22 protein-coding genes and 1 pseudogene are annotated in these 26,656 nt (G+C 59.2%); 3 read left to right on the forward strand and 20 right to left on the reverse strand.

Features of this window, described 5'->3' with window-relative positions; translation table 11 throughout:
• On the forward strand, positions 1-420 hold a 420-nt coding region (locus tag DOD19_RS26570; RefSeq protein ID WP_162634496.1), incomplete at its 5' end, for an integrase core domain-containing protein.
• 131 nt (positions 421-551) lie between these two features.
• Here the strand turns inward: DOD19_RS26570 and DOD19_RS26575 are convergent.
• The 15 genes and pseudogenes from DOD19_RS26575 to DOD19_RS26640 all read right to left on the reverse strand — a co-directional run.
• A complete protein-coding gene (locus tag DOD19_RS26575; RefSeq protein WP_204360108.1) occupies positions 552-995 on the reverse strand; it encodes a type II secretion system GspH family protein in 444 nt (147 codons plus the stop codon).
• 28 nt (positions 996-1,023) lie between these two features.
• Positions 1,024-1,401 (reverse strand): prepilin-type N-terminal cleavage/methylation domain-containing protein, encoded by a 378-nt coding sequence (locus tag DOD19_RS26580; RefSeq protein ID WP_112189018.1) that lies wholly within the window; start codon positions 1,399-1,401, stop codon positions 1,024-1,026.
• Positions 1,402-1,407: 6 nt separating this feature from the next.
• Positions 1,408-1,881, reverse strand: coding sequence for a type II secretion system protein (locus tag DOD19_RS26585; protein ID WP_112189021.1), 474 nt, complete (start codon positions 1,879-1,881; stop codon positions 1,408-1,410).
• Positions 1,878-4,121, reverse strand: a complete 2,244-nt coding sequence (locus tag DOD19_RS26590) for a secretin and TonB N-terminal domain-containing protein (RefSeq protein ID WP_162634498.1) — start codon at positions 4,119-4,121, stop codon at positions 1,878-1,880. Before DOD19_RS26590 ends, DOD19_RS26585 begins: the two co-directional genes overlap by 4 nt.
• Positions 4,122-4,210: 89 nt before the next feature.
• The gene (locus tag DOD19_RS27640) at positions 4,211-4,711 is read right to left on the reverse strand and encodes a hypothetical protein (protein ID WP_162634500.1); all 501 of its coding nucleotides are present in this window, start codon (positions 4,709-4,711) and stop codon (positions 4,211-4,213) included.
• Complete coding sequence (locus DOD19_RS26595) at positions 4,708-5,346, reverse strand: hypothetical protein (RefSeq protein ID WP_162634503.1); 639 nt, start codon at positions 5,344-5,346, stop codon at positions 4,708-4,710. The genes DOD19_RS27640 and DOD19_RS26595 overlap by 4 nt, the downstream gene beginning before the upstream one ends.
• Positions 5,343-5,867: a PilN domain-containing protein gene (locus DOD19_RS26600; RefSeq protein ID WP_112189027.1), complete on the reverse strand. Its 525-nt coding sequence runs from the start codon at positions 5,865-5,867 to the stop codon at positions 5,343-5,345. Before DOD19_RS26600 ends, DOD19_RS26595 begins: the two co-directional genes overlap by 4 nt.
• Entirely contained in the window at positions 5,867-6,670 is an 804-nt protein-coding gene (locus DOD19_RS26605; protein WP_112189029.1) for a hypothetical protein, read from the reverse strand. The genes DOD19_RS26600 and DOD19_RS26605 overlap by 1 nt, the downstream gene beginning before the upstream one ends.
• A gap of 28 nt (positions 6,671-6,698) precedes the next feature.
• Positions 6,699-8,426, reverse strand: a complete 1,728-nt coding sequence (locus tag DOD19_RS26610; RefSeq protein WP_112189031.1) for a GspE/PulE family protein — start codon at positions 8,424-8,426, stop codon at positions 6,699-6,701.
• Positions 8,423-9,619 (reverse strand): type II secretion system F family protein, encoded by a 1,197-nt coding sequence (locus DOD19_RS26615; RefSeq protein WP_112189033.1) that lies wholly within the window; start codon positions 9,617-9,619, stop codon positions 8,423-8,425. Before DOD19_RS26615 ends, DOD19_RS26610 begins: the two co-directional genes overlap by 4 nt.
• 27 nt (positions 9,620-9,646) lie before the next feature.
• Entirely contained in the window at positions 9,647-10,066 is a 420-nt protein-coding gene (gene gspG / locus DOD19_RS26620) for a type II secretion system major pseudopilin GspG (RefSeq protein ID WP_112189035.1), read from the reverse strand.
• Positions 10,067-10,116: 50 nt separating this feature from the next.
• On the reverse strand, positions 10,117-10,539 hold the full coding sequence (locus DOD19_RS26625) for a hypothetical protein (RefSeq protein WP_162634504.1): 423 nt from the start codon (positions 10,537-10,539) through the stop codon (positions 10,117-10,119).
• Positions 10,536-16,244: an RHS repeat-associated core domain-containing protein gene (locus DOD19_RS26630; RefSeq protein WP_239498117.1), complete on the reverse strand. Its 5,709-nt coding sequence runs from the start codon at positions 16,242-16,244 to the stop codon at positions 10,536-10,538. The genes DOD19_RS26625 and DOD19_RS26630 overlap by 4 nt, the downstream gene beginning before the upstream one ends.
• 557 nt (positions 16,245-16,801) lie before the next feature.
• Positions 16,802-16,966, reverse strand: coding sequence for an RHS repeat domain-containing protein (locus DOD19_RS26635; RefSeq protein WP_112189041.1), 165 nt, complete (start codon positions 16,964-16,966; stop codon positions 16,802-16,804).
• 535 nt (positions 16,967-17,501) lie between these two features.
• Positions 17,502-18,285: pseudogene (locus tag DOD19_RS26640) on the reverse strand (IS256 family transposase); the annotation flags it as partial.
• Between the two features lie 334 nt (positions 18,286-18,619).
• On the opposite strand from DOD19_RS26640, the gene DOD19_RS26645 reads away from it, so the two are divergent.
• Both DOD19_RS26645 and DOD19_RS26650 read left to right on the forward strand, forming a co-directional pair.
• The gene (locus DOD19_RS26645) at positions 18,620-19,951 is read left to right on the forward strand and encodes a Rieske 2Fe-2S domain-containing protein (protein WP_112189043.1); all 1,332 of its coding nucleotides are present in this window, start codon (positions 18,620-18,622) and stop codon (positions 19,949-19,951) included.
• A gap of 15 nt (positions 19,952-19,966) precedes the next feature.
• Entirely contained in the window at positions 19,967-21,142 is a 1,176-nt protein-coding gene (locus DOD19_RS26650; protein WP_112189115.1) for a Gfo/Idh/MocA family oxidoreductase, read from the forward strand.
• Between the two features lie 94 nt (positions 21,143-21,236).
• On the opposite strand, the gene nadC is transcribed toward DOD19_RS26650, so the two are convergent.
• From nadC to DOD19_RS26675, 5 genes are all read right to left on the reverse strand, one after another.
• Positions 21,237-22,082, reverse strand: a complete 846-nt coding sequence (nadC, locus tag DOD19_RS26655) for a carboxylating nicotinate-nucleotide diphosphorylase (RefSeq protein WP_112189045.1) — start codon at positions 22,080-22,082, stop codon at positions 21,237-21,239.
• Positions 22,083-22,222: 140 nt separating this feature from the next.
• Positions 22,223-22,801 (reverse strand): MarR family transcriptional regulator, encoded by a 579-nt coding sequence (locus DOD19_RS26660; RefSeq protein WP_112189047.1) that lies wholly within the window; start codon positions 22,799-22,801, stop codon positions 22,223-22,225.
• Positions 22,802-22,898: 97 nt separating this feature from the next.
• Entirely contained in the window at positions 22,899-23,963 is a 1,065-nt protein-coding gene (locus DOD19_RS26665) for a porin (RefSeq protein ID WP_112189049.1), read from the reverse strand.
• Positions 23,964-24,082: 119 nt separating this feature from the next.
• A complete protein-coding gene (locus DOD19_RS26670) occupies positions 24,083-25,075 on the reverse strand; it encodes an ABC transporter substrate-binding protein (protein ID WP_112189051.1) in 993 nt (330 codons plus the stop codon).
• A 45-nt stretch (positions 25,076-25,120) separates the two neighbouring features.
• The gene (locus tag DOD19_RS26675; protein WP_112189053.1) at positions 25,121-26,467 is read right to left on the reverse strand and encodes an MFS transporter; all 1,347 of its coding nucleotides are present in this window, start codon (positions 26,465-26,467) and stop codon (positions 25,121-25,123) included.
• Positions 26,468-26,656 lie beyond the last annotated feature (189 nt).

Consider the following 26,656-nt stretch of genomic DNA (forward strand, 5'->3'; position numbering starts at 1 on the left):
CTGGTCATCGAGGTTGACACCTCATTGCCGGGCCTGCGGGTCAAGCAAGTGCTGGAACGGCTGAAGGAGATGCGAGGCTTGCCAGCTTCCATCACGGTGGACAATGGTCCCGAGTTCGCTGGTAAGGTGCTGGACGCATGGGCCTACGAAGCGGGCGTCACGCTGTCGTTCATCAGGCCCGGCAAGCCAGTGGAGAACGCCTACATCGAGAGCTTCAACGGGCGGTTCCGCGATGAATGCCTGAACGAGCACTGGTTCGTCTCAATGCGCCACGCCAGGCAGCTGATTGAGGAATGGCGTATCGAGTACAACACCGAGCGGCCTCACAGCTCGCTCGGCTATCTGACCCCGGCGCAGTTTGCACAGGGGCATGAGCAGAAAGAGTTTTTAACCTCGGACTCCACCTGCGCTTCGTACTAAAACCGGGGGCAGGTCAGTGGGCATCTGAGCAGACAGTGAATCCGTCAACAATAGGCAAAGAAACCGGCTATCAAATAGCCGAGGGGAGAGGCGCAAAGCAGATCTGCTCGCAAACGCACCATTCGGATCAGTCAGGGAGTGGGGCAGCCGTCGTACATAAACAGCCAATCCGCATAGGTACGTGCCAGCGAATTGCGGATCATCACCTCAGCCGGCAGCTTTGTACGGATCGGCAGCTTAGTCGATGTACTAGCCACGCCCCAAATTCCGCCTTGCGGTGCCAGCACCGGCACAAATGGCTGGGAGGTCATCGGATCCAGGTACAAACGGCGCAAATACCGCCGAGTGACCAGATGTCGATTGTCCTTCAGCAGATCCTCCAACTGGGCTGGATAGCGATGCTGCCCGTTAGGTGCGCTCAGGTAATAGTCCTTGATGGCCTGGCGATACGCTGCGCCCACCTCAAGAAGTGCGGCCTCCCGTTCGCGCTGCATGCTCGTCGAATACACCTCGACTGCCTTGCCCAAACCGAGCGACAGCAAAAACACGGCAAACAGCATGAAGAGATAGCCCACCCCACGCTGCCGGCCCCTCATTGAGCACCTACCAAGATTTGAATGGCGTTCCATCGATAGCATTGCCTGCCGCGCCGCTGCGCACGTCGTACACCACCTTCTTGCCGGCGTCCTCTTCACGAATCATCGGCAGCCAACTGTCGCGCTGGTCTGTGACGGGATCCAACGGCATGGCGCGCAGATAGCGCTGAACCACCAAGTCGGTGAGCTTTTCCGGATAAACGCCCTTGTCGCTGTAGTACTGGTCTAGCGCTATGCGCAGTGCCCCAAGGTTTTCTCTCAGCGCGGCCTCCTTGGCCACATCCACTTTATGGATGTAGCGCGGCACGACGATGCTCAGCAGTGCCGACACAATCGCCATCACCACCAAGAGTTCGATCAACGTGAATCCGCGCGATCTCTTCATTGGTGCTTACCATTGAGCGTACGGCTGGCCATTCAGCCCCACCCGCTGACTTGTCGAATAAACATCATAGACGTCATCACCTTCTTTCGGGCGATCCGCTTCGCTCGCATAGGAGCGCTTGCCCCACGTTGCCGTCGGTGCCAGTTTCAGGTCGGGGTTCATCGGATCGCGTGGCACGCGGCGCAGAAAGTAAATCTTGCGCCGCCCGGGGTCCTTCAAGTCCTGAGCGCCTTCCACCAGAACGTCCAAGGTCGCTGGATAGCCTGTAGTGGTAGCCGAGCGGTAGATGCGCCCCTCATCTCCTGCGCGCTTGTAGGCGTCAATCGCGCCCCGAATCTCGCGCAACGCGGCGCGCAACTCCTGCTCTTTGCCCCGCCGCACGCTCATTTCCGTCAGCGGGACCACGACAGAGGCCAGGATGCCCACTAGCACCACAGTGATCAGCATCTCAATCAAGGTGAATCCACGTGCGGTCTTCATCGCTGAACCGTGAGTTGCTTCGGCAACGCAACGGTCGCGGGCAGCGCATTGCCGTCAGCCCCCTTCACTTGCAGGTTTTGCACTGAAAGGCTGATGGGCGCAGACGGCTGCTTGGTGGCCTTCATCGTTACCATCGCGACAGTCGGCCCTCCCTCAGCACGCTTGCCCGCCTTCACGTGAATGGTCTGACCGGCTTGCGCGATCTGCGTCGCTGCGGCTGCACCGTTCGCACTTGGGCTCGGGCTATTCACAAGTTCAATGCCCGGCTGGTCCATCACCAGATCAAACTCGATTGAATCATAAGGCTGTGGATAGTTGATGACGACTCTGAAGTCGCCGCCCAGTTGGACGCGGTCAGGCGTCTGCAGGCTGACCTGCTGAGCAACCGACTGTTGCATTGATGCCAGTGGCGCGAATGCCGTCGCCCCACCTACAGGGGCGCCCGGAACCGGGGGCGCACCTACAACGGGTGGCGCACCTGTTGGCTCACTAGAAGCCTGTGGGACTTGCGTCAACTGTGCGTCGCTGCCACTGTACTGTCCCCCTGGGGTTAAACGCAGAGGCCTTACAGATGCACTATCCGCTGTACCAGAAGGAAACTCCACCACATAAGCCGGCGGGGTGGGCATTGAGCGCACAATGCGCGGCGTAATGAGCAGCACAATCTCGGAACGGTTATTGGTATCCGTCTGGTTCGAGAACAGCCGGCCAACCACGGGCAGCCTTCCGATGCCGGGAATGCCTGCCGAACTGTTGCTTTGCTCGTCTTTAATGAGACCTGCCAGCACCTGTGTCTCGCCGTCATGCAACCGCAGCATCGTACTCGCGTTGCGCGTGCCGATCTGGTACGCCAGCAGCCCGGTGGTCGAGCGAATCTCCTTCACTACGTTGCTGACCTCCAAGTCGATCCCGATGGTCACCTCTTCATTGACGTGGATCTCCGGCTGCACCTCAAGTTTCAGGCCCACGTCCAGATAGCTGATTGACTCGGTGGACGCACTGGAAGTCTGATTGACTGTCGTGGTGATGACGGGCACCTTGTCGCCAATCAACACCTTGGCCTTCTGGCGATTGGTAACGCGGATACGCGGATTGGCCAAGGTTTTGGCATCACTACTGGTCTGCTTGAGGTTGAGCACCGCCAGCGGGTTGGGCAAGAACAGCTGGAAGTTGTTGCGGTTGATGCCACTGAGCTCATTCATCGCCAGTTGCCCGCCAACGCCCGCTCTACCGAAAACGCCGACAGAGACATTGTCGGGGTACTGGATACCAGCGTTGAGCAGCCCATTGGAGTTCACCTCCAGAATCTCCACCTCTAGCAAGACCTCGGGGTCTGCGATGTCGTAGGTGGCAACCAGGCGCTCAATAGCAGAAATCACGTCCAAGTTGTCCCGGACTACCAGCATCTTGAAGCGCTCGTCCACATAGAGCGACTTGGGCGCAATCAACGCCTTGACCATATCCTGCATCTTCTTGGGGTCAGCGCTCTTGAGGTAGAACGTGCGCATCACCAAGTCTTCATACCGGCGCTTCTTCTCCTCAGTGTCGCTATAGATCAGAAGAGTCGACTCATTCAAGATCTTCTTGTGCAGTTGGCTGGTGCGCAGCACTAGGTTGAGCGCATCCTCAACTGACGTGTTCTTGGCAAAGATTGTCGTCTTGATGTCCGTCTTTACGTCCTTGTCCAGTACGAAATTGATGTTCGACGTCCTAGACAGAATTTCGAGCACGTTCTGGATCCCGACATCGCGGAGCTCCAACGTGACCGGTTTCTTGAGGGCTTTCGACAGAATGGGATCGGCCGTCAGGCTTCTGTTCTTCTCCAACTCAATGCTCTGAAGCATCTGCTTCGCCTGCTGCTGGTCGGCGTTCTCGAGAAGCGCCGCCTGCAGCGAACGTGTCGCAGTGGCGGTATCGCCTGCTTTCAAGGCGGCATCGGCCTGCGCGATGTTCTTTGCTTCTCGTGCATCGCGGTCGAGCGAGGCAAGCCCCGCGGTCGCTGCCTCATTGACGGGATCAATGCGTAGCATGGCCTGATAAGCGCGCTGAGCTTCCGCAGTCTTCTTAGCCGCTGTCAGCCGCCGCGCCGCTAACAACATGTCGCGTAGCACGCCATCACGCGTCCGGATGTACTTAAGCTTGTAGTCTGCCGGTTCTGTTTTGGCCAGTTGCGCGAGCAGGACGAGGCCCGCCTCGTTGTCCCCCTCGGCGATTAGCTGGTCCGCGCGGCGCGCCTCCAAATATGAAGCACAGCCCGACAACAGGGCAAATGTCGCTACCAGGCACAGCCACCTGAGGGACAAGACATGCCGTCTATTTGTATTTGTCGTCATTGCACGGCGATGAGGCGCACTTCATCCAAGGGTAGGTAGCGCAACTCCACTTCTGAAGCGCTGGCTCTTTCGACTTTCCACTGGGCGTCCACTTGTCCTCCGACCTCCACTACCAACGGCCTGGCGCCGCGCCCCAGAAACACGTAGCTGCGACCATCCTGATCCATGTGGCCGAGATATGTCAGTGCGGGATCCGGAGCGGTCGGCTTTGGAGGAATAACGGGTGCCGGCGGCGGGAGCCGTGATGGTGCGGGCGCAGGGACCGCTGCCACTTTGTCTTGCTCCGGTGCATTCGGCTTCCACTCCTCCCCTTCCAGCCGAACCCAGGGTGCTCCGGTATCCGACGACGACTCGGATGGTCCATCAGCTGACCGTGGTGGTACAGCGTTAATCACTGGCACCTCAACGGCATCCGGCTTCAGCAAAGCAACGGCAGTCAACGAAGTCGTGGCGAGCAGCAAGGCCTGTAGCGATTTGGACAGTCCGAGCCCTTTCATTGGCCGGCTCCAGTCGTCGGGGCACTAGGGTCCCGATAGTAGAGGCTCGTCTCCAACCGGACATTCAGCCGTGTCGCCTGACCCGGCGCCTTTTCCATCGTGACGCGATCGATGACAAGGTTAGGCAACGCCACCAGAAGAGTGTGTAGATACTTGCGGTAGTCGAAGTATTCGGCGGATACCGTCAGTTGCATGGACATCCGCTGGGCCGACAGATGTTCCAGGCTACCTTGGGCGTACTCCACTCGGGAGAGATCCACACCGCTAGCGGTGGCGAGTCCGTGCAGGATGCGCAACTGCTGCTCACGCACATCCTGCGTCGGCAAAAAGGCAATCAGACCTGAGACATAAGCGGCACTGTCGCGAGCCACAGGTACCTGCGTCGAAGTCGCAATAGACCCCGGCGGCGTGGGCCTGTGCTGAGGTGCGACCGTCGGAATCACTGCTTGCAGCTCCCGCACCTCGCGGCGCAAAGGCTCGTTGACCCAGAGGCCCAAGCCGACACCAAAACCAATCACGGCAACAGCCAAAAACTGAGGCCACGCCAAGCGTTCCCAGCAAAGACGGGCATGCCAGCCGATGCGCCGACCGACCTGCTGCAGCCGCATCCCTCCCGACAGTGCGGGCCAGTTCACGGACGCCTCCGCTGCACGGCCAACTGGAACGCCAGCGGCTTGCCGCCGGAGGCGGTAGCCTCAGGCTGCTTGACCTCAGACAGCGGTTCCACATTGCGCCAGAAGGCATCACCCTGTAATCGCTGCACGAAGCCAATGAACGCCTGACTGTTGTCAGCCTGACCGCTAATCCGCAATCGGAACGCGTCAGTCTCCGGCTGCACGCGCTGCAGCAGGATGTCATCCTGAACCGCCGACTGCAGCGAATTGAGCATCGGCTCCCAAGGAAGCTGTAAGCCCGCCACCAGCCGCTCGGCCTCCTCAATCGCTTCCTTGCGGGGCGGAGGCAATGGCTCAGGATGGGATTTGATGACCGTGTGCCGATAAGCGTCGATCCGAGCCAAGGCAGTGGCTCGACGCTCCAGCAGTTGGTCGCGCTGCCACAACAAAAAACCGCTGCCGGCCACGCCAAGCATCAGCAGCACAATCGTGCTCATCCGCCATGTGGATTTCCTAACAAAATCCAGTTGCAGGGCCGCCATCAGTGGACTCCGCACAACGCAAATGCATAGGTAGCATCTTCCTGCTCGCGAAAGCCTTCGCCATTGCGCAACGAAAGCCGTATCTCTTCTGGCAACTGAGGAAGCCAGATCGAGGCGAAGACACGCTGTCGCCCCTGCGCACCGGTTGACGGCATGACGATGTCACCCGTCGGATCGGGATCGAAAGGCCGCAATGCAATGCTGTTGATGCAACCTTGCTTGTGGCATAACGCCACCAGGCGGTCGCCGTCGACCAAGGACACTGTTCCCTGCTCTGATGCCAACAGCTTCTCGAAGCGGTTCCAGACTGCAGCCACGCCAGGCGTGATGCTGGCAAGACGAACTCCCGCCGATCGAGCATGCGCCTTCAGCTCTACCAGCAGCGCCTTTGACACACACGCCACCATTAGTGCCTGTCCGTAACGCGGGGAAGCGAAACACATGGCGTAAGCGGATGCATCCTGCTTGAACTGCTGCTCGAACAGTGCGACCGCGAACGCCTGGCGCAAGGACGCGTTAGCGAGGTCCGGCGTCCATGGCAACAGCAAATAGCGCACGGCCGTATTGCCCAGTACCCACTCCAGTGAACCCCGCCGGCTTGGACTCCCCATCCACTCGCGCAGAGCTAGCAGTGCAGCGGAATGCTCGCCTGGCGCGAAGGCGAAACACTGCTTGCGCACCACTCGTCGCCCCAGCAGCTCGCAGGCCATCAGCGCCCCAGCTGCGAAGTGCACCCGGTATCGTGGCGCGGGCCGCAAAGCGACGTTGATTTGGCGCCTGAGCAGCCGGCCGAAACGGCGCATGCTGTTCACCCAAGATGCCCCCACACCGCTACTCCACAAAGGTGACACGGTTGATCTCCTGCAGCGTGGTCTGCCCTTGCTTGACGGCCTCTAACGCCTCCTGGCGCATCGACGCCATCCCATGCGTCCGCGCCGCCTCCTTGAGTCGAGCGATAGGCGCCTGCTGCAGGATGAGTTCGCGCAGTTCGTCGTTCAGAACCAGCACTTCGGTCAACGCACGGCGGCCCTTGTAGCCCGTCCCGCGGCAGTGCGCGCACCCCCGGCCCTGCAATAGCGCATGGCCGTGCAACGCAGCGCGCTCGATGCCCGAGGCAACCAGCAGCTCCCCGTCCGGCTCGCAGGATTGCACGCAGTGCGGGCAGTTCAATCGCACCAAGCGCTGCGCGACCACGCCATTCAATGCTGTGACGAAGCTATAGGCGTCCACACCCATGTGTCGAAAACGGCTTAGCACGTCGAACACGTTATTGGCGTGCACGGTGGTGAACACCAGGTGACCAGTAAGTGCAGCCTGTACTGCGATCTCTGCGGTCTCGCGGTCCCGGATTTCGCCCACAAGGATTCGGTCGGGATCGTGGCGCAGGATGGAACGCAGGCCCTTGGCGAAGGTCAGACCCTTGCGCTCGTTGACGGGAATCTGCAACACCCCGGGCAACTGATATTCGACGGGGTCCTCGATGGTGATGATCTTGTCGTCGCCGCGGTTGATCTCGGAGAGCGTCGCGTACAGGGTCGTCGTCTTGCCTGAGCCGGTCGGGCCAGTGACCAGCAGCATGCCGTAGGGCTGGTTGGCCAAGCGTCGGATGGTCTGCTGGGCTGCCGGTGTAATCCCAAGCAGATCGAGACTTAGCTGCGCCAACTCCGTCGTGAGTGACTGCTTGTCCAAAATGCGCAGCACGGCGTCCTCGCCGAACAGGCCCGGCATGACGGAGACCCGGAAGTCGATCTCCCGTGCTGCAATGTGCACGGCAAAGCGGCCGTCCTGCGGGATGCGCTTTTCCCCGATGTCCAGCTCCGCCATCACCTTCATCCGGGAGATGACCTGTTCTGCCAGCTGCGGGTCAGGCAACTGGCGTGCCGTAGCCAGCACGCCGTCGATGCGGTACTTAATAACCAGACCTGCCGGCGTGTTCTCGAAGTGGATATCACTCGCACCGCTCTTGTGGGCGTCATACAACGTGGAGTTGACCAGGCGCACCACTTGGCTCTCGTCTCGGGCGATGGAACGCAGGGAGATTTCCTCACTGTCGTCGGCATCGGATCGAGGTGGAACGCCCTGTTCCAGTCGGATAACCTGGGCCAGCGCCTGCTGATGCGCCTCCAGGCGCGAAAGCATGGCCTTGAGTTCGAGTGGATGGGTAAAGGCCAGCTTGAAGTAGCCCTGGATTTGATGTGCGGCCCAGGTATGCAACGCCGCATCCAAAGGGTTGCCCGCAACAAAATGCCGTACACCTTGGGCGTCGGTCATCAACAAGCATTCACGCTCTAGGCACTCGCCATAGCTCACCAGCGAGAAATCTGGAGTCATAGCCTCAAGGTCGACCAGACCCAGCGCGGGCAGTCCGCTGTGCCGGCTTACCGTTTCAAGGACCTCATCAGGCGACCGCCCAGCCAGGCGCTGTAAGGCCACAAGCAGCGACTCACCTTGGCTCGTCGCCTCGGTGGCGGCGCCCGCTAGCAGTTCGGCCGTTAGCCAGTTGGATTGGCGGGACACCGCCACACTTGCCTGGGTAGAGACTTGAGACGCTGCGCTCATTGCAAGCTCCCGGCGAGCTCGAAAATCGGCAGATACAACATGATGACGATGCCGCCGATGGCAAGGCCGATCACCAGCATCAGCACCGGCTCGAAAAGGCGAGCAAAGCGGTCGATCCAGTGTGTGATTTCCTTGTCGTGGAAAGCGGCTGCCTGCTCCAGCATGTCGGCCATCTGACCGTTGCGCTCTCCGGCGCGCAACAGCCGCAGGGCAACCGGCGTAGTGAGCGCGTTCCCATGCAAGCTGTCGCTCAGGCTCTGGCCCTGAGTTACCTGAACGGTCGCGCCAAGAGCAGCAGTCTGCAGTTGCGCAGGCAGCAGTCCTTGCGCCATCTGCATGGCCTTGATCACGGGGATACCGCCACCAAGCAGCAGGCCAAGCGAGCGATAGAAACGCGACAGTTGCATCAACCGAACCCGCGCGCCGATCCAGCGGTTCACCTGTGCAGCGGCACCCAGCCAGGCACGCATCTGTGGGCGGGTCAATGCTACCGGCAGAGCGGCCATGATCGCGATGAGTGCGATGGCAACCGCGAGCCAATGTTCGCTGGCAAAGCCACCCCATTGCATGAGCCAGCGCGAGGCGAGTGGGAGTTTGTCTTCCATGCCTTCGTAGACGCGAGCAAAGCGTGGCACCAGGAAGCACAGCAGAAACAGGGCGACGGCTCCACCGACCACGCACAGCATGATCGGGTACAGCGACGCGCTGATGATCTTCTGACGGATGAGGCCCAGTTGCTCGTGGTAACGCAACCAGCGTTGGAGCGCCGGCACGATCTCGCCGGTGTGCTCGCTGGCTGCAATGGAGGCAACGAAGAGCTCAGGAAAGATGTCTGGGAAGCCCTGCAGGGCAGCGGAAAAGGACTGGCCCTCGCGCATGCGGCGCACCAACTCGCTTAGAACGCCTCCCGTGCGCGCGGCATGCTCTTGGCGCTCGGCCAGCGTTTCAAGGGTTTCAATCAAGGACAGCCCTGCACTGAGCAACGCGACCAGTTCATGTGTAAACAGAGCCAGTTCAAAGTGTCCACCGGCGGCGCGGTTAAGTGTCAGTCCGAGACGCTCGCCCTGAACAGTCAGGACACGCAACCCGCCCTGTCGCGCAAACTGCTCGGCCTCGGCTCGACTGCCGGCCGTCACAAGGCGCATCTGCAGTTCGCCCTGGGCGGTGATGCCGCGCACCTTGAATTTGGCCATGGGGATGAGAGGGGGCGCTCCGGCAGTTCAGTGGCCGATGTCAGCGTTGTCGCCCGTACCGCCAGGCGCTTTGTCAGCGCCAAAGGAATAGAGCTCGAAGTCGTCTGATTGCTTGCTACCGGGGAATTTGTATTGGTAGGGCATGCCCCACGGGTCCGGAGGTACGTCCTTACGCAAATAAGGACCGTGCCAGCGCCCTTCGCCAGGGATGGGGCTGATGAGCGCAGCAAGCCCCTCCTGACTAGTGGGATAACGCCCCACATCTATGCGGAACTGATCTAGCGCTTTGCTGAGAATATCGATCTGTGCCTTAGCTGTCGTCACCTCGGATTTGCTCACATTACCGAACAGGCGCGGACCAACGATGCCAGCCAAAAGTCCAATAATAACCAATACAACCAGAAGCTCTAACAAAGTAAACCCGCGATTAAATTGACTTCGACGCATTTTTTAGAATACCGCCCTCAATCAACACCAACCCGTCAATCAGACGCAGATCAAAACTTCCCAGACACCACCGTACCCCCGTATTTCTCAATGAGCCCGCGAACGCTCTCAAGCGCAGCCTTCCGAGCCTCGGCGTCCGGGAAATAGTTCTCAAAAACAAGAAACTCAATTTTTGAAACACCCTTTATATCGGTCGCCACCAGGAATCCCGTTTTCTCCGATACATCCCGCTTGTACTCAAAATATAAAACAGGCCGCCCTAAAAGATCATCGAGCCCTGGAGCTGCCGCAAATTTCCTCAGCCCTTGCACACCAAGCGCCGCATCCAAATCACGCACAAAATCGGCATACTTCTCCGGCGCAACCTTCAAAACAGCAACCTGAGTCGGAGGGATTTTTTCAGCAGAGCATCCCATCACCCCCCCAAAATATATGCAAGCAAACAAGGCAAGAGACCGAGCAAATTTAATCACGGATAACCCCCACTCGAACCACCTTGAAAATAGTCCACAGACCAAACATGAGTCGGGGTAAAGATCAAATATCCGAGAAAATTATTCCAGCCAGGCCTAGGGCCACTTCCAGTGCCAACAGTAGTCAGATATATCCCGATCCCGACCCCATCAGGTCCTGGGCCATAAGTTATTGAGTGCTCAACCTGACCAGGGAAAAATTGATGCCCCGGAAGAGTAATATTAAATATCGCGTAGCGATCGTAATCAACTATGTGCTGAATCGGGTCGTTGGTTGGCAATAGTAAGTTGTACCCTTGACTAGGAGCACCATTAACAATCGTCAGAATACCAAGGGAAAAACCATCAACGACCTGCAGCGCGATCCCCCTAGTACAACCAGGTCCTTCTGTACAAAGATACGTGGGTCCAATCTGGTACCGATGATCAGTCGAGCCAGTTTGTACAAAGCTCAAGCCCGTCGGATCCGTCCGATTTACCGGATTGTTGCCCACATACGCATAAAGGTTCTCGTCATCCTTGTAACCGATCGGGTCTGTCTGCAAGAACCTCCCGAGCGTAGGCGAATAGAACCTCCCCTTGTAGTAGTACAAACCAAGATCGCCGAGCAATTGCTGGCCGGTATACCGGAACCGTAGCCCAGTTGTAACGTTAGGTTCTCCATACGGACCATAGGAATAGGTCGCCGTCCTCGCACCTGCCGCGTTAGCGGTGGCCACGATGCTGCCCAGATGGTCCGAGTACAACCAGTTCTTGGCGGTGGTACCAGCACCTTCGTACCAGACGATTGGCTCATCAGTTCCCGGACCATGCACGTATTTTCTGAGCACGGTGTTGCCGGTACTGTCATATTCGGCAACCAAGTTCTGACCGTCATACAGCAGATTGGTGGTCGTGGTGGTGAGTAGCAAAGTTACCGCTGTCTGGCGCAGCCTGCCCTCGGCATCGTAGGCTAGGGTGGCACTGGTCGAGGGGAGCTTACTCGCCGTCTTGAGGCGATTGTCTAGGTCGTAGCTGTAGTTCCAAGTACCGTCGCCCGCCAAGTTTCCGTTGCTGTCATAGCTGTAGGACAGAAGAATAAGACCGGTGTAGCGATTCAACCCGTCGCTGGTGTAGGTCTGAGTGCCGGTTGTCGCTCCCGTCCATTGATAAGTGTTGTTGCTCCAAGTAATGCCCGTCAGTTCGCGGATCTGGTTGCGGGTGTAGGTGTACTGCACCTCTTCGCTGGTTGATGCAAGGAAGTTTTTCAGCGTCGCCAGTGCCCCCTGGTTGTCATAACTACGCTGAATTGTCGTACCGTTACCTAGAGTGACGGTTGTACGCCGGCTCAAATCGTCGTATGCATAGCTCGCCAGGTTGACGCTGCCATTCTCCTTGATAGCGTTTGGCCGGTTAAGCGCATCGTAGCTAGTGGTCGTGTAGAACGCGTCGGGCCAAGTCGTTTGAACACGGTTACCAGCAGCGTCGTACTGATAGGTGAGCGTTTTGCCTCCCGCGGTCGTATTGATCAGTCGGCCTGCGTTGTCCCAAACGTAGGTGATGGTGTGGCTGCCATTAGCGTACTGCGATGCAGTACGTAGGCCTCGCAGGTCATACCCGAACTGTACGTTGTCGGAGGAACTCGGATACGTGCGTGCCGTTAAGCGGTTCAGGTTGTCCCAGGTTTGCGTAATGACATCCCCTGTGCGCTTGCGCATAGAAGAGACATTACCGTTAGCGTCATAAGCATATTCTTCGTAGTCATTCGTGTTGGCAGAGCCTGGGGTGCTGGGTTGAGGGTAATAAATGCGAGTCCGTCGATCGAAGCCATCATATGCATATACGGTCAGATTACCCTTCGCATCCTGACTCGAATTGAGATTGCCATTGGGCGTGTAGGTGTACTGAACGTAGCTCTGTGCGATCGAGGTGCCGACCGCCTTATCGATCCTCTGAACCGTGTCATCGGCGTTATATACGGTCTGGGTGACCCGATTTCCGCCATCTCCTGCCGCCAAGTATTGCGTCACTTGGTTTGCGCGGTCCAGATCATCATATGCAGTGTCGGTGATGGGTACTGGCGAGGATTCTGTTGGACATGTCGTGGCGGCTGCTGTCTGAGCAGGCCCCCAAGCGCGAACGATCTTGCCAGTCGCGCTGTAACGACTGCAATTGACCAGCCACTGGGTGCCGATTTGTCTGGCCACGCTGACCGGCCGACCATCAGCGTCATAAGTAGTCTGTGTTTGCTTGCCTACTGCATCGGTGACTTGCGTAGCGCGACGCTCACTGTCGTATGCCGTGGATACCGATGAGACGACATCAGTACGTGGACCAACGACTTGCGTGAGGTTGCCCACGCGATCATAGGTAAAAGTCGTGGTGAGGTTCAGCGTTCCCGTACCCGAATCGACAGTACTGGTTTTAGGTACGTACTGATTCGTTGAGTCGTAGGAGGTCGCTGTGACCGTGGAGTTGGTCGAGCTGATCCTGACCGACTTCGAGGACGGCAGATAGAACGTTGGGAAGCCTGTCGGAGTGTATGCAACGTAGCCATAGCTTGTCTGCGGCGCCACCCCGGATGCGTCAATTGGGGACGTCATCTGCAACGGCTGGCCCTGCGCTGTATACGTGTAGCTAGTAACGTTGCCCCGCGCGTCGGTCGCCGTCGCGACCTTATTGAAAGCGCTTTCATATGTGAAACTCAGAGTCAAGGGCGTCATTCCTGATCCTGCCGCCCCGACCTTGCTCATAGTCCGCACATTGTGGGTGCACCTCTTCTCCGCACTCGCGCAACTTACGTCGTCGTAGGTGTAAGTAACACCGTTACCCTGAGGAAGCTGTGTGCTGACCAGCCGTCCGTGTCCGTCATACGTGTTGACGGTCCAATTCAGCAACGGCGTGCTCTTCTGAAGGACATTGCCCAGGGCATCGATATAGTTGGTCTTGGTCACCCCACCAGGACCTACTTCCGCCGACCTGGAGCCTGCAAAGTAGTAGTTGTAGACCTTTCCTCTCGCGTTGGTTTGAGTCTGAACGCGTCCAAGCGTGTCATAGGTGTTGGTAACCGCGGCAGTTGTCGGGAAGCTGGGGTAGAAAATCTGTTTCAGCTGTCCCGGCTGGCCATACGTGAAGGTTGTGGCCGCACCGACGGTATTTGTGAAAGTCGTCAGATTTGCGTTGCTGTCATAACCGTAGCTAACTGATCGGGTGCCGTCGCTGACTTGGCTAAGCCGCCCGTTTGTGTACGTGAAGTTGAGCGTGCGGCCCAGACTATTGGTCACGCTCGTCAGTAAATTGCCGGTATACGAGTAGTTGACTTGGATGCCGCTTGGATCGGCATAGGTCCCCGCCTGCCCAGCCGCATTGAACTTCAACACCGCCCGATTCAAGAACTCGTAGTTATAAGTGCCGTCGGCATTCTGTGTCAGTTTGGCAGAGTTGCCGGGCGGCGGATTGTACGTACCATCGGGAAGCTTGACGAATACCTCGCCATTCACGCCCCGAGTAACGATCACGGTGTTATTGGTCAGCTGCTCCCCAAACCAACGCTGACCCAGCACAGCCGCCACCAATTTATCTGTCGGCCTTGTAGAGTCAGACAGCAAGTCCAACGACGCCTTCATTTCCACCAATGCACCAACGGCATCCAATGCTGAGTCCTCGCCCATGCCCTGAAAGCCATCGGAGTTGACCGCGACACTAGCTTGAAGGTTGTGCGCCCACCCCTTGCCTAGAGAACCGTTCTGGTTGCGCATCCCCGAGCTGTACGATCGCTTAAAGCTCAGGCTCTGCGGGAAGGTACCCACCCCAACGTTTATGTCCTCGTGGTCGTAAAGAAAATTTCCGGAGACCAAGTCCACAGGGTCGTTATACGTGCCGGACCACCAGGCATTCACCAGTGACGCCCACCATGACATGTCCTGTCCGACGAAGGAGTTCAAGTTACCGGGATCTTGCGGCGCATCGGCGAAACCGCCGAACAGCCCCCCACTGATCATGGATCCAACGGTATTTGAGTTGACAACAAAATAGCCAACGCCCGCCCAGCGGTTTTCCGTGAGATCGCAACGACTCGGGACAATCAGTCGCCAGCCGGCATTCAAGTAAGCATTGAAACTCGGGTAATAGGAGCTGCAGTTCACCAGGTTCGGTTGTACGGCACTCGCGTAGTTGGTCGAGGTTGCGCTGTAGATTGGCAGACCACTAGCCGCAGCGATATCGAGCAGCTTGACAGTGGATACGGCAGCTATGTTCGTGGTCTGCTGTACGGTGGTCGACTCCAGAATGCTCATGTGGTCGGCCACAGTTAGGAATGCGGCATTTTCCTTGTCGACACTGCCACTAAGATTGGCCGTTGAGATCGTGCTGCCCTGCAAGTCCACATAGGCGCTGTTCACATAACCGGCAATGCCTACATGGTGCTGGTGCAAGATGCTGGTGTCGCCCAACCGTTCTGTGGCGTAAGCGATGTGTGCGACCTGCGCAAGCCATTGAGCACCAATAACTGCCAGCGTCGAGCCGAGCATCGGTTCGGAAGTTGCGGCCGCGCCGGCCGCGCTCAAATCATTAAGCGCATTTTGGAACTTTTGTGCCGGGCCGCGTCCTGCTGGGCCCCAGCCATTGGCAACTAGAAAAGTGTTGGTACCACCGGCGGTGAGGGTCTGGTTTAGCGTCTGGTTTGCGAAAGTCGACGCGTAGGCGTTGTGCGTGATCGTGAAAGTGATGGTCGTCGATGTTCCTGGCGTTACCGCCGTCCCTGGCGAGCCGACAGCAGCCCCATCCAGCATGAGCACGGGCTGGTTGGAGCCGTTATAGGTAATAGTCAGACGCCGCCCATATATGGCGTCCGAGGTATAGGTCTGATCAATCCCTTGATACTGGACGCGCAGCGTCGGCTTGGCGGATGCCGGGACATCGGTGATTTCCTGAGTGGTGTACGCAGTGTCCTGGAGCGGCGGCGCCGTGTTGCGCAAGGTCTCGCCATACGACGGCGTAATGGTCTTTCCACCCAGGACATCGTCCAGCGTGCCTGACGGCAGATTGGATCTCAGGTAGCTAGCCAGATTGTTGGCGTAGGTGTTGAGATTGTTGCGAATATTGGTGCGGTTGATGTTTTGAACATAATCGCCAGTGACCGTCGCCCCGCTTCTGGCAGCGCTCAGATAGGTCGCCGCATCGTAGCCAGTCGTACTCGGACTGGCCAGGTCGATTCCCGTCTTGAAGGTATGTGGCTTGTAGCTGGGGTCGAAGTAATAGCTCGTCCCGCCAATGTTGGCTTTGACCCAGATATGCCCGAGCGATGCATCGGTCATCGCAGCGGTCGTCCCCGGGCAGCTACCAGCGCTCGTGGCATTGATCTGGTAAACGGGAATCTGAGTTTTGCCAAGGAAACTCAACACAGCGCAGGCGTTCGATGTATCAATGCCATACCACTGGTTCATTTGGGCTGCGGTTACCTTGATCACGCCGGTCACAAAGGTCGCTGTGTACCCGGAAGCCCGTAGCAGATCCACCATAAGCATGGCTTGGTCGTACGCAGTACCTTGGTTGTCCAGCACTGCACCGAGCGAGCCTTTTTGCACGCCGAAGATTGGGTAGAACTCGATATTGTTGCGAACGTACTGGTAGATCAGGTCGGGGTCATATGACAAAGCGCGTGCCAGTTCTGCAACGGATGCCGGCCCCTGAGGGCTGGCGTCGCCGCCTACACGAACCGCAGCCATTGGCGTAGTCGTAGTCGGTGAGCCATTGGCCGTCGTTGCTCCGTAGGTCGGCACAACCGTCTTCGTGGCGCTGTAGGCCCCCCGGTTCAGATTGGCTGGGAATACACGGCTGGCGCGAGCTCGTTCCGAGTCCTGCCCGGAGACGGGCGGCAAATTGGCAGAAGAGGTGCCTGGGCCTGGGCCGGCCTGCTTGCCAAGACCCGTAGCAGGTAAATTCTGCGGCAGGTAGCCAAGTACGAGCTTGCCGCTGACAAACGTGACGGGGCCCCCGGCTCCGCTTGCGGGAGGCACCTTGCCAGCGTACTGCTTTGCCGAAGCCGGTGGCGCAATAGCCTTGCCCAGTGCTGGACCGCGCGCGGTCTTGACCGAAGCGGCGCCATTGTTTGGCCGATACCCTGATTGGATGGAGCCACTAACGGCATTTGTAGCGAATACGCTAATACCGATACACAGGACAGTCGGGAAAAGGGCGTGCGCGAGCCTGGACATAGGAGTCCCACCAAAATGTTTTAAAAAATTTGGTATCGCACCGAAATCGGTGCGACGCAGAAGATGCGCTATGGCGACGTCGTTACCACCGACGTGCGATTGCCTGCAGCGTCATAGCTGTATGTGATGGTGGTGGTAGTAGAGCCGTTGTTGTAGACCGCCGTGGCCAAGCGGCCTAGCGCGTCATACGTGTAGCTCACGGAGCCGGCAACGGCAGGCACGCTTGTCAGCATGACTGCGGCGGTCAAAGCGCTCAGAAGCGGTCGATGTGCGGGCCGGCGCTGAGGCACAGGCCCATTTCCCGAGTCAGTCATGTCCCCTCCCTGTACAGCCCCCCACTGAGTCACGACGCAATTCACAGTGACTGCTCAATAGTGGTATTTCGTTCTCATTCGCTGCCGTTTACGAAAGCTAACAAAAAGGTTCCCGCAGAACAACGCGCGGACACTGTATTAAGAATATTTCAGATCACCTCATCGGGATCTTACAAAATCAGAATTCCAGCACCCCACCATGGACGCAACTCACATCAGTTAGTAGAAAATATCTACGTCGATCGGAATAATTGTCTTCATTACTGAAGACAGGCATTTGATAACTAGGGAAGCGGTCGCGATTCTTGCCAATCCAGGCGGGTGCAGCAAGGCGAGTGGGACTTCTCGCCGGCAGAAGAAGATTGGGTGATGAAGCGGGCTCAACAGGTTCTTGGCTGGAGACCCGTCCGAAATGAGAGTGTCAGGATTTCCGTGTTCAAGGCGGGGTTGAGATTCACACGGACGGTCGGACGAATCGATCTGCGTGGAGGATGGCGAATTGGTTCATGGCCTGCTTCCGGTGGTGGGCGGCACGGCTCCAACCCCGCCGTGATGTTACGCAGTTCCAGCCAGATGAGCCTCGTCGCTCGGGAAGTGGCCTCGGGTCTTGATGATTTTACGTAGTTGGGCATTGATGTTCTCAATGGCGTTCGTCGTGTAGATCACCTTGCGTACGGCCGAAGGAAACGCAAAGAACAGAATCATGCGATCCCAGGCGTTGCGCCAAGCGACACTGACTGTCGGATATCGTTGTACCCACGAGCCGTCGGCAAACGCCTCGAGCTCCGCCGGCGCGACGTCCGCGCTCGGCGCTGTGTAGATCGGCCGGATCGCCCCGGCCAACTCACGGCGGTCCTTCCAGCTCGCGTAATCTAGGCTGTTGCGAATCTGGTGGACGATGCAGGTCTGCTGCGTGGTCGCCGGGAATACGGCCGCCAGTGCTTCGGGTATATACCCCTGAGCCCGTCCGTCACGGCGATCAGGATGTCGCCCACGCTGCGCGTCTTCAGATCGTTGAACACCTTCATCCGGAACTTGGCGCCTTCGGTGTTCTCGATCCACAGGCCCAGGATGTCACCCGTGCCGTCGGGAAGCACCCCCAGCGCCAGATAGACGGCCTTGTTGCGCACCAGGGCGTCCTCGCGAATCCTGACCCGCAGTGCGTCGGAGAACACCACCGGGTACACGGGATCGAGTGGCCTCGCCTGCTAGGCGGTGACTTCGGCCATCACCTCGTCGATGCTTTCGCGGTTCATCTGCTTCCAGACCTTGTCGGCGCAATACACCTGCCAGTTGGCATGCCAAGCTCGCAGGACTCACAGCAGAAATGCCCGAGCGCGCCCGCACGCTGGACGCACGTTGGCCGCGGAAGGGTACTGCTGACTCCCCTCCGTGGCTGGCCAGACAGTAATGGAGCCCGGCCGAAGAGCCGAAGGCATGGCCCGGACAAAAGCAGGATTCGGGATGGCGCATGAGCCCGGTTGCACTTGCTCAAATATTCTTGTTATTTTAACTAGATCTCTAATATAATGGGTCGAATTGACGACGGCAACCGACCATCAGGAGACGAACATGCTGACCCATGAAGAGAACGAACTTTTGTGCCGCGTGGAAGGCGATGCCCCAATGGGGAAGCTGATGCGCCAGCACTGGACCCCTGTTTGCTTGATTGAAGAAGTCAGCGAACCGGACGGCGCGCCGGTCAAGGCCCGCGTTTTGGGCGAAGACCTGGTCGTGTTCCGCGACAACGAAGGTCGCGTTGGTGTGATGGATGAGTACTGCCCGCACCGCCGGGCATCGCTGGTGTACGGCCGTAACGAAGATGGTGGCCTGCGCTGCCTGTACCACGGCTGGAAGTTCGACGTGCTGGGCAATGTGCTGGAAATGGTGTCCGAGCCGGCCGCCAGCGGCATGACCGAGAAGGTCAAGCACAAGGCTTACCCTTCGAAGGAATGGGGTGGCATGGTCTGGGCGTACATGGGTCCGCAGGACGCCATTCCCGAATTCGTCGCACCCGCCTGGGCGCCGACCGCTGACACCCGCGTCAGCATCGCCAAGGCGCTGCTGCCCTGCAACTGGGCCCAGGTTCTTGAAGGCGCGATCGATTCCGCACACAGCTCAAGCCTGCACTCGTCCGACTTCGTGCCGGCACGCGTCGGCGGCGCCGAGGCAACGTCGAAGAACTGGCTGCGCCCGTCCACCGACAAGGCACCGCGCCTACAGGTCGAACGCACCGACTATGGTTTCCGCTACGCTGCGCTGCGCCGCCCGATCTTCAACGCCAACACGCACGACTACGTGCGTTCGACGGTGTTCATTGCGCCCGGCACGGTGCTGATCCCCCCCAACAACCTGTATAACGTCGCCAACATCAACGTGCCGATGGACGACACGAATACTGCGTTCTACTTCATCGCGTGGGGCGACCCGGAAACCACACCGGAAACCGAAACCTGGCGCAAGTTCCTCCGTCAACAGATTGGCCCGGACTTGGACGAGCGCTACCGTCCGCTGCGCAATCACGAGAACCGTTTCTGGCAAGACCGCCAAGCCATGAAGGCCGGCAATTTCACCGGCATCACCGGCTTCCCGAATCAGGACATCGCCATGTGGGTCACGATGGGTCCGATCGCCAACCGTTCGGACGAGCGCCTGGGCGCAAGCGATCTCGCCATTGTCGAGTTCCGTCGCCGCATGCTGGATGCTATTGCGGAATTCGAGCAGGACGCCGAAGCCATCGGGACCGGTGCAAAGGCGATCCCGCAGACGGTCTGTTCGTATCAGGCGGTGGTGCCGAAGGAAACCGACTGGCGCGCGTACGCCGCCCGCTATGTCAGCGCGAAACATGCCCTGCCGGAAGGTGAGCCCGCTGCGCTCGCGACCGACTATCAGGTGAGGCAATAAGCGATGAAGCCGGCCATGGAACAGCGCCGTCTGCGCATCGGGGTAGCGGGACTGGGGCGAGCGTTTTCGCTGATGCTACCCACCTTCCTTCAAGACCCGAGGGTTCAACTCGTCGCCGCGTGCGACCCGCGCGAGGAAGCTCGGCAGCAGTTCGCCGCCGATTTCGGCGCTCGGACCTACGCAGATGTACTGGACCTGGCTGGCGACCCCGATGTGGAGGTTATCTACGTGGCCAGCCCCCATCAGTTTCACGCGCAGCACACCGAAATTGCCGCAGCCCACGGCAAGCACGTGTTGGTCGAGAAACCGATGGCGCTCAACGCGGCCGACTGCGATCGTATGATCGCCGCGTGCCGGGCTGCAAACGTGCATCTGATCGTTGGGCATTGCCATAGCTTCGATACGCCATACCTGCGCACGCGCAACCTGATCCGCTCGGGCGATTTCGGTGCGGTGAAGATGATCCAGGCATTCAACTACACCGACTATCTATACCGGCCGCGCCGTCCAGAAGAACTCATGACGGCCGAAGGTGGCGGCGCCGTATTCAGCCAGGCCGCGCACCAGGTCGATATCGTGCGGTTGCTCGCGGGTTCACGCGCGACGCGCCTGCGTGCAAGCGTCGGTCGCTGGGACTCCAAGCGCCCGACCGAAGGCGCGTATTCGGCACTGATCTGGTTCGAGAATGGCGCCTATGCCTCGCTCTCATACAGTGGGTATGGCCACTTCAACAGCGACGAATGGATGGGCTGGATCGGCGAGATGGGTGACCACGCAAATCCCGACGCCTACGGCGCCGCTCGGCGGCGGCTGGCGACCATCGCCTCTTCGAATGATGAGGCGCAGCTCAAGGCCGCAGGCACGTATGGCGGCGCGGCATACAAGCCGCCCTCGACCGCGCCGGACGAGCCGGCACGCCGGCATCAGCATTTTGGCCCGGTGATCGTGACGTGCGAACGCGCCGACCTGCGCCCCATGCCCGATTCCATCATCGTGTACGGTGACCTGCAACGGGAGACTCTGCCGCTTGAGCTTCCCACCGTACCGCGCGGCGAAGTGATCGACGAACTCTTCGAGGCCGTCATCGCGGGGCAGGCGCCTCTTCATGATGGTGAGTGGGCGAAGGGCACGCTGGAGATTTGCATCGCTATCTTGGAATCGAGCGAATCGGGCAAGGACGTATCGCTTTAACCCTCGCCAGAAAGCAAAGAGCCCTCGCTATCGCGAGGGCTCTCTTTTTTTGGCACGGCGGCGGGGCGTCCGACGAGGACTGCCCAAGCCAACACTACGCGCCTAGCGCCTCAACCCGTAGAGAAAAATCCACCGCCCTGACATGCTTTGTGAGCCCGCCAACGGAGATGCGGTCCACACCCGTTTCCGCAATGGCACGCAGCGTTTCCTGCGTCACGCCGCCTGACACCTCCAGGCTGGCGCGCCCGTTGTTGATTCGCACCGCCTCCCGCATTTGTTCCAACGAGAAGTTATCAAGCAGGATTGCGCAGGCGTCTGCGGAGAGCGCTTGTGCCAGTTCATCCAGCGTCTCGACCTCGACCTGTACCGGCACACCCGCACCAAGTACCTGCGCGGCGCGCACCGTCGGTGCAATGCCACCACCCGCTGCGATGTGGTTCTCCTTGATCAGGATCCCGTCATAGAGGCCTCGTCGATGGTTCTCGCCGCCACCGACGCGCACCGCGTATTTTTGCGCCAGGCGCAGTCCGGGCAAGGTCTTTCGGGTATCGAGAATCCGCGCCCTTGTGCCCTTGACGATCTCCACCAGGGCGTGCGTCGCCGTGGCGACGCCCGACAGCAGTTGAATGAAATTGAGCGCCGTACGCTCCGCGGTCAGAATGCCGCGTGCCGGCCCAGTGAGCTGGCACACCGCCTGCCCTTCGCGCATCCATTCGCCTTCACCCACGAACCATTTGATCGTGATGCCCGGCTCACACTGCCGTAGGGTTTCTTCAAACCATGGCGTGCCACACAGCAGCGCTGCTTCGCGCACCGTGAGGACGGCCTCGGCCGAGGCAGCCGAATCCACGAGCCGGGACGTCCAGTCGATATTGCCAACATCTTCCGCGAGCGCTTCGCAGATATTGCGCGTCATTGCCGCGCGCGTTGCTACATCCATTTTGAAAGGTCCGATTTTGAGCGGAAAAACTGCGTGAGATTGGTAGCGGCAGCACTGAGGTGCCGCCCCCAATCGATGGAATATGTGAGGAAGGAAACGCTGGCAAAGACCGATGCAAGACGCACCGTTCAGGGACTTTCTTACTCCTCGCCGCGCGCGGCGATCAGGCTGCCCATTTCCCGCGTGGAGGGAATCCGCAGCGCCGGATCATCGGTCTCGGCTTCGTCGCGGGCCATGTTTTCAATGATCGTCAAGAGCACCTTGCGCGCGACGTTAATCTCCGTGGCCTTCAAGCCCCTGACGCTGATCTCGTTGACTTCTTCAGCCAGTGGAACGAGCTTGTTTTTCAGGCTGCGGCCGCGAGCCGTGAGATACACATGCGTGTTCTTGCGATTGCCTGGGGCATAGTGACGCTCGACGTATCCGAGCTTTTCCATCGCGGACACCGCGCTGAAAGTGGTCGGCGTGGTGGTCCCGGCCTCGTCGCTGAGTTCCTTCTGCGTCAGACCGTCGGTAACCCACAGGATGCGCAGGAACGCCCAGTGACCGAATGAGACCTCATGCTGAGCCAGCCGCATCTGCAGCCCGCGCACCATCGCGCGCGCCGCATCCTTGACCAAGTGGGCAAGACGATCATCCGGGACGGCCTCGTGCCAATGCCGCAGGATGGGATTCTCTTTGGAAGCCCTTGCCCTGCCCGAAGAACGTGTTGCAACCATGCTTTCCTCGCCGTGACCATCACCAAAATGGTTCACATCATAGCGTGTTCGACAGTGCGCGTGCCGCCTGATGGCCGCGCACCGAGGCCCTGAAAATTCAGAAGAGATGACGAATACCGATCGTCACGCCCGCTTGGTCCATGCCGGCAACCACGTCCACGCCGGTACCGCGAAGGCCGACATTGGTCGTTGACCGGTTGGCAACGTACGCGCCCTCTACATACACGTCCGTGCGCTTGGAGAACGCGTAGTCGACCAGCAATGCCCCCATCGTCGGACCACCGTTGGAATCGCGGAAGTGCGTGTGGTAGACACTGGCTGAAATCGACAGCGGCGCGGTGACCTGCCAAACCATGCCCCCCCAGTACAGCAGCGAACTCGGCGGCGCATCCGTATTGCGCGTGTTCAACCAGCGCAGACCCGCCAGCGCCTTGACCGGGCCGATTTGGTACGACAGGCCCAGTAACGTGCGCTGCTGAGTGTGGCTTTGCGTGGCGATTGAGGTGCCCTGCAATTGATCATAGGTCACGCCGACGCTGAACGGACCCTGGTCGTACAGGATCGCTGCGCTCATTTCGCGCCCCACCTTTGTCGCGCCTGGTAGCTCGCCGCCGTTCTGAATGGCCGCATCGTAGCCGGTGCTATACAACGCTGCAAACGTCACACCGCCCAGATTCACGCCGTAGCGCAGCGAGTTGTCCGCGCGATTCACGAACTGGCTGTCCATGCTCTGTGCGGAATAGCTGGGATTGAACGTTAGCGGGTCATACTTGAACATCAGCTCATAGAGTAGGTTCTGGTGACGCCCCGCCGTCAGCGTACCGGCCGGCGTGGCGATACCAACGAAAGCCTTGCGACCGAAGAGCCGCCCACCCTGCCCGAGCGTGCCGGTATCCGAGTTGAAGCCGCCCTCAAGCGTCATCACTGCCTTGTAGCCGCCGCCGAGGTCCTCAGAGCCCTTGAGCCCCCAGCGCGATCCAGCGAGGTTGCCGGACTGCTCGCGCACCACCGAGCCTTTGCTGGCGCCCTGAGCCACGCGGTTGACGTATTCCACGCCCGTATCGACGACGCCATAAAGAGTCACCGAACTTTGAGCATGGGCTACCGTACCGGTGAGCGCCAGCAGCGCGCCACCGGCGCGCGCGATGATTTGTCTCGTCATTTTGATTTGTCTTGTCACTATTTTCGTAGTTCTGGTGGGCGCTCTCCCGCCCCCTTGGTGTTCCCCACGCATCTGTCTCCTGCCAGATGCGCGACGGGCATCACTACCCGCTGCGGAATTCAGATCTTGAAGCTTTCCAGGCTGGCCGGATGGAACAACTCGGTCGGCTGAAGGCGTCGGCTCGACAGCCCCTCGATGTGGTGCTGCGCCAAGAAGCGGTCGATCACGTGCTCGTTGTTTGCGAATCCGTATGACCAGAAATCGTGGCCCATCAAGCGGCGTGCGTTGCGCAGCTGGTCTTCGATGAATGGCAGCGTGACCTTGGTAGCCGACGTGTCGCTCAAACGTGCAAGCGCCACTTCCTTAGAATGCTCGAACGCCTTCACGATGGCGCCGGGCAGCCACGGGTGCTGTTCGGCCAGTGTCTTGCGGATGCCGAGCGTGTGCATGATCGGGAACAATTTGCGGCGTTCGTACCACTCCGCCGCGCTCTTTTGCGGGTCATCGAAGAGATACTTGACCTGCGGATGCCCGCGGTCGAAGCACGACGGTGCCCGCGGCCCGATCACGCCATCGATTTCGCCTTCGGCCAGCAGATTCGAGATCGTCTTGCCTTCCGGAGCGTTTTCCAGCATGACGCCTTCCGGCAGCTTCAGTGAGATCTTCTCCACGCGCGTCGGATCTTCATAACCCCCGCGTATCCAGTGGATGTCTGACGCTTTCACACCGTATTCCTCTTCGAGGAACATGCGAACCCACACGTTCGCCGTGAGTTGGTATTCCGGCACGCCGATGCGCTTTCCCTTTAGGTCTTCCGGCCGGTTGATGCCCCGATCCGCACGCACATAGATCGAGCTGTGGCGGAACGCGCGCGATGGGAAAACGGGCACGGCGATGTACGGCGAGGTGCCTGCGGCCGTTTTGACCGAATAGCTGCTGAGCGAAAGCTCGCAAATGTCGTAGTCTGCGTGGCGGAAGGCACGGAAGAAAATCTCTTCCGGGTCCTGCAACATGAACACGGGATCCACGCCATCAATCTGGACTTCGCCGTCGATCAGCGGACGCATCCGGTCATAGTTGCCCACGGCGATGGAAAGTTGAAGCTTGCTCATTGATGTTCCTTTTAAACAATCGAAATCAATCCGTTGCGTTCGTTCTCACGCGCCGGATTTAGGTACCTGCTGCTGACGTGGTACGCCGAGAAGAACCGCAATACCACCAGCAAAGACGAGCACGGCAACCAGCAAGATGCCGGCCGAGAAACTGCCCGTCACGGTCTTTACCCAGCCAAGGACGATCGGGGCGAAGAACGCGCCGACCTGGCCGAGACTGCTGATGACACCGATCCCACCGGCGGCTGCCTCGCCCTTGAGGTAGTTCGGCGGAATGGTCCAGATGATTGCCGCGGCGGCGAAATAGCTCACCGAAACGAGGCTAAGGCACACGATCGCAGCGGCCGGATTGTGGGTCAGCATCGTCAACAGCGTGGCGCCCGCGGCACCCGCTGTCGTCGACAGGAAGAAGTGCCAGCGACGCTCAAGCCGCATATCTGAACTACGCGCAATCAGCAGCATGGCAACGGCACCGACGATGTATGGCAACGCCGACAGGAGACCAATCTCCAGCATGTTGGAGATGCCGGTCTGCTTGATGATGGTTGGCGTCCAATAGTTCAGGATCGTGCCGCAAATGGGCACCGTGGCCCACCCTGCTGCAATCACATATACGCGCGGATCGCGCAGCGCAACGATCAGGCGGCTCGGTGCGCTGTCCGGTTTCGCGCGATGTTCTTCCTCCAGGGCTGCCACGACGAGGCGCTTCTGCGCGGCAGTCAGCCACGTTGCATCCTCCGGTTTGTCGACCAGGTAGAACCAAGCAAACACCCCGGCAAGCACTGCCGGCAGGCCTTCAAGGAACAGCAGCCATTGCCAATTTCGGAAGCCCCAGACGTTAATGAAGTTCTGCAGAATCAGGCCAGAAAGCGGGCCGCCGATGATGCCGGCAACTGCAATCGCCAGCAGGAATCGCGACGTGATACGGGCGCGACGCTGCGCGGGATACCAGAATGAGAGATAGAGAATGATCCCCGGCCAGAAGCCCGCCTCTGCCGCACCAAGCAACGTGCGAGCGAGGTAGAACTGCCAAGGCGCGTTCATGAAGGCCATGGCGGTGGAGATAGAGCCCCACAGCAGCATGATCCGCGTGACAGTCTTGCGTGCGCCGATGCGCCTGAGCAGCAACGTGCTCGGCACTTCGAGCAGGATGTAGCCGATGAAGAACAGGCTCACGCCGAGCCCGTATGCGGCGTCGCTGAGTCCCAGGTCCTGCTTCAACTGCAATTGCGCGAAGCTGATATTGACGCGATCCAGATAGTTCAGAACCCAGCAGAAAAACAGGAAGCTCATCAGCCTGAGTGTGATCTTTCGATAGGTCGCCTCAACGGCTACGGAGTCAGTACTCAGATGCGGGGGCGCATCCGCGTAGGTCAACGTGGAGTCTTTCATTTCGTTGTCTCTGGGGGCGTTTTGTCGACTCGATCACTCAGACCTCCGCGTAGGACGGTGTTTGCTTCTCGTTGTCGAATGTTGATTAGATGTCTAGTTATAAGACTACGAGGCCTTGCCCCCCCTGACAAGTGAGGGTTTATACCGAACCCGCGCTTTCCTTCTCCGATTACGTCGCTTGCATAATTA

Origin of the sequence: Ralstonia sp. GX3-BWBA (assembly GCF_003290055.1) — a bacterium.
Classification (GTDB): domain Bacteria; phylum Pseudomonadota; class Gammaproteobacteria; order Burkholderiales; family Burkholderiaceae; genus Ralstonia; species Ralstonia holmesii.

Excerpts from the sequence above, each read along its gene's own strand:
- DOD19_RS26580 (WP_112189018.1), bottom strand. The coding sequence starts at position 1,401 with ATGAAGAGATCGCGCGGATTCACGTTGATCGAACTCTTGGTGGTGATG.
- DOD19_RS26585 (WP_112189021.1), bottom strand. The coding sequence starts at position 1,881 with ATGAAGACCGCACGTGGATTCACCTTGATTGAGATGCTGATCACTGTG.
- DOD19_RS27640 (WP_162634500.1), bottom strand. The coding sequence starts at position 4,711 with ATGAAAGGGCTCGGACTGTCCAAATCGCTACAGGCCTTGCTGCTCGCC.
- DOD19_RS26600 (WP_112189027.1), bottom strand. The coding sequence starts at position 5,867 with ATGGCGGCCCTGCAACTGGATTTTGTTAGGAAATCCACATGGCGGATG.
- DOD19_RS26605 (WP_112189029.1), bottom strand. The coding sequence starts at position 6,670 with ATGCGCCGTTTCGGCCGGCTGCTCAGGCGCCAAATCAACGTCGCTTTG.
- DOD19_RS26610 (WP_112189031.1), bottom strand. The coding sequence starts at position 8,426 with ATGAGCGCAGCGTCTCAAGTCTCTACCCAGGCAAGTGTGGCGGTGTCC.
- DOD19_RS26615 (WP_112189033.1), bottom strand. The coding sequence starts at position 9,619 with ATGGCCAAATTCAAGGTGCGCGGCATCACCGCCCAGGGCGAACTGCAG.
- gspG (WP_112189035.1), bottom strand. The coding sequence starts at position 10,066 with ATGCGTCGAAGTCAATTTAATCGCGGGTTTACTTTGTTAGAGCTTCTG.
- DOD19_RS26630 (WP_239498117.1), bottom strand. The coding sequence starts at position 16,244 with ATGGCTGCGGTTCGTGTAGGCGGCGACGCCAGCCCTCAGGGGCCGGCA.
- DOD19_RS26635 (WP_112189041.1), bottom strand. The coding sequence starts at position 16,966 with ATGCTGACAAGCGTGCCTGCCGTTGCCGGCTCCGTGAGCTACACGTAT.
- DOD19_RS26645 (WP_112189043.1), top strand. The coding sequence starts at position 18,620 with ATGCTGACCCATGAAGAGAACGAACTTTTGTGCCGCGTGGAAGGCGAT.
- DOD19_RS26650 (WP_112189115.1), top strand. The coding sequence starts at position 19,967 with ATGGAACAGCGCCGTCTGCGCATCGGGGTAGCGGGACTGGGGCGAGCG.
- nadC (WP_112189045.1), bottom strand. The coding sequence starts at position 22,082 with ATGGATGTAGCAACGCGCGCGGCAATGACGCGCAATATCTGCGAAGCG.
- DOD19_RS26660 (WP_112189047.1), bottom strand. The coding sequence starts at position 22,801 with ATGGTTGCAACACGTTCTTCGGGCAGGGCAAGGGCTTCCAAAGAGAAT.
- DOD19_RS26665 (WP_112189049.1), bottom strand. The coding sequence starts at position 23,963 with ATGACGAGACAAATCATCGCGCGCGCCGGTGGCGCGCTGCTGGCGCTC.
- DOD19_RS26670 (WP_112189051.1), bottom strand. The coding sequence starts at position 25,075 with ATGAGCAAGCTTCAACTTTCCATCGCCGTGGGCAACTATGACCGGATG.
- DOD19_RS26675 (WP_112189053.1), bottom strand. The coding sequence starts at position 26,467 with ATGAAAGACTCCACGTTGACCTACGCGGATGCGCCCCCGCATCTGAGT.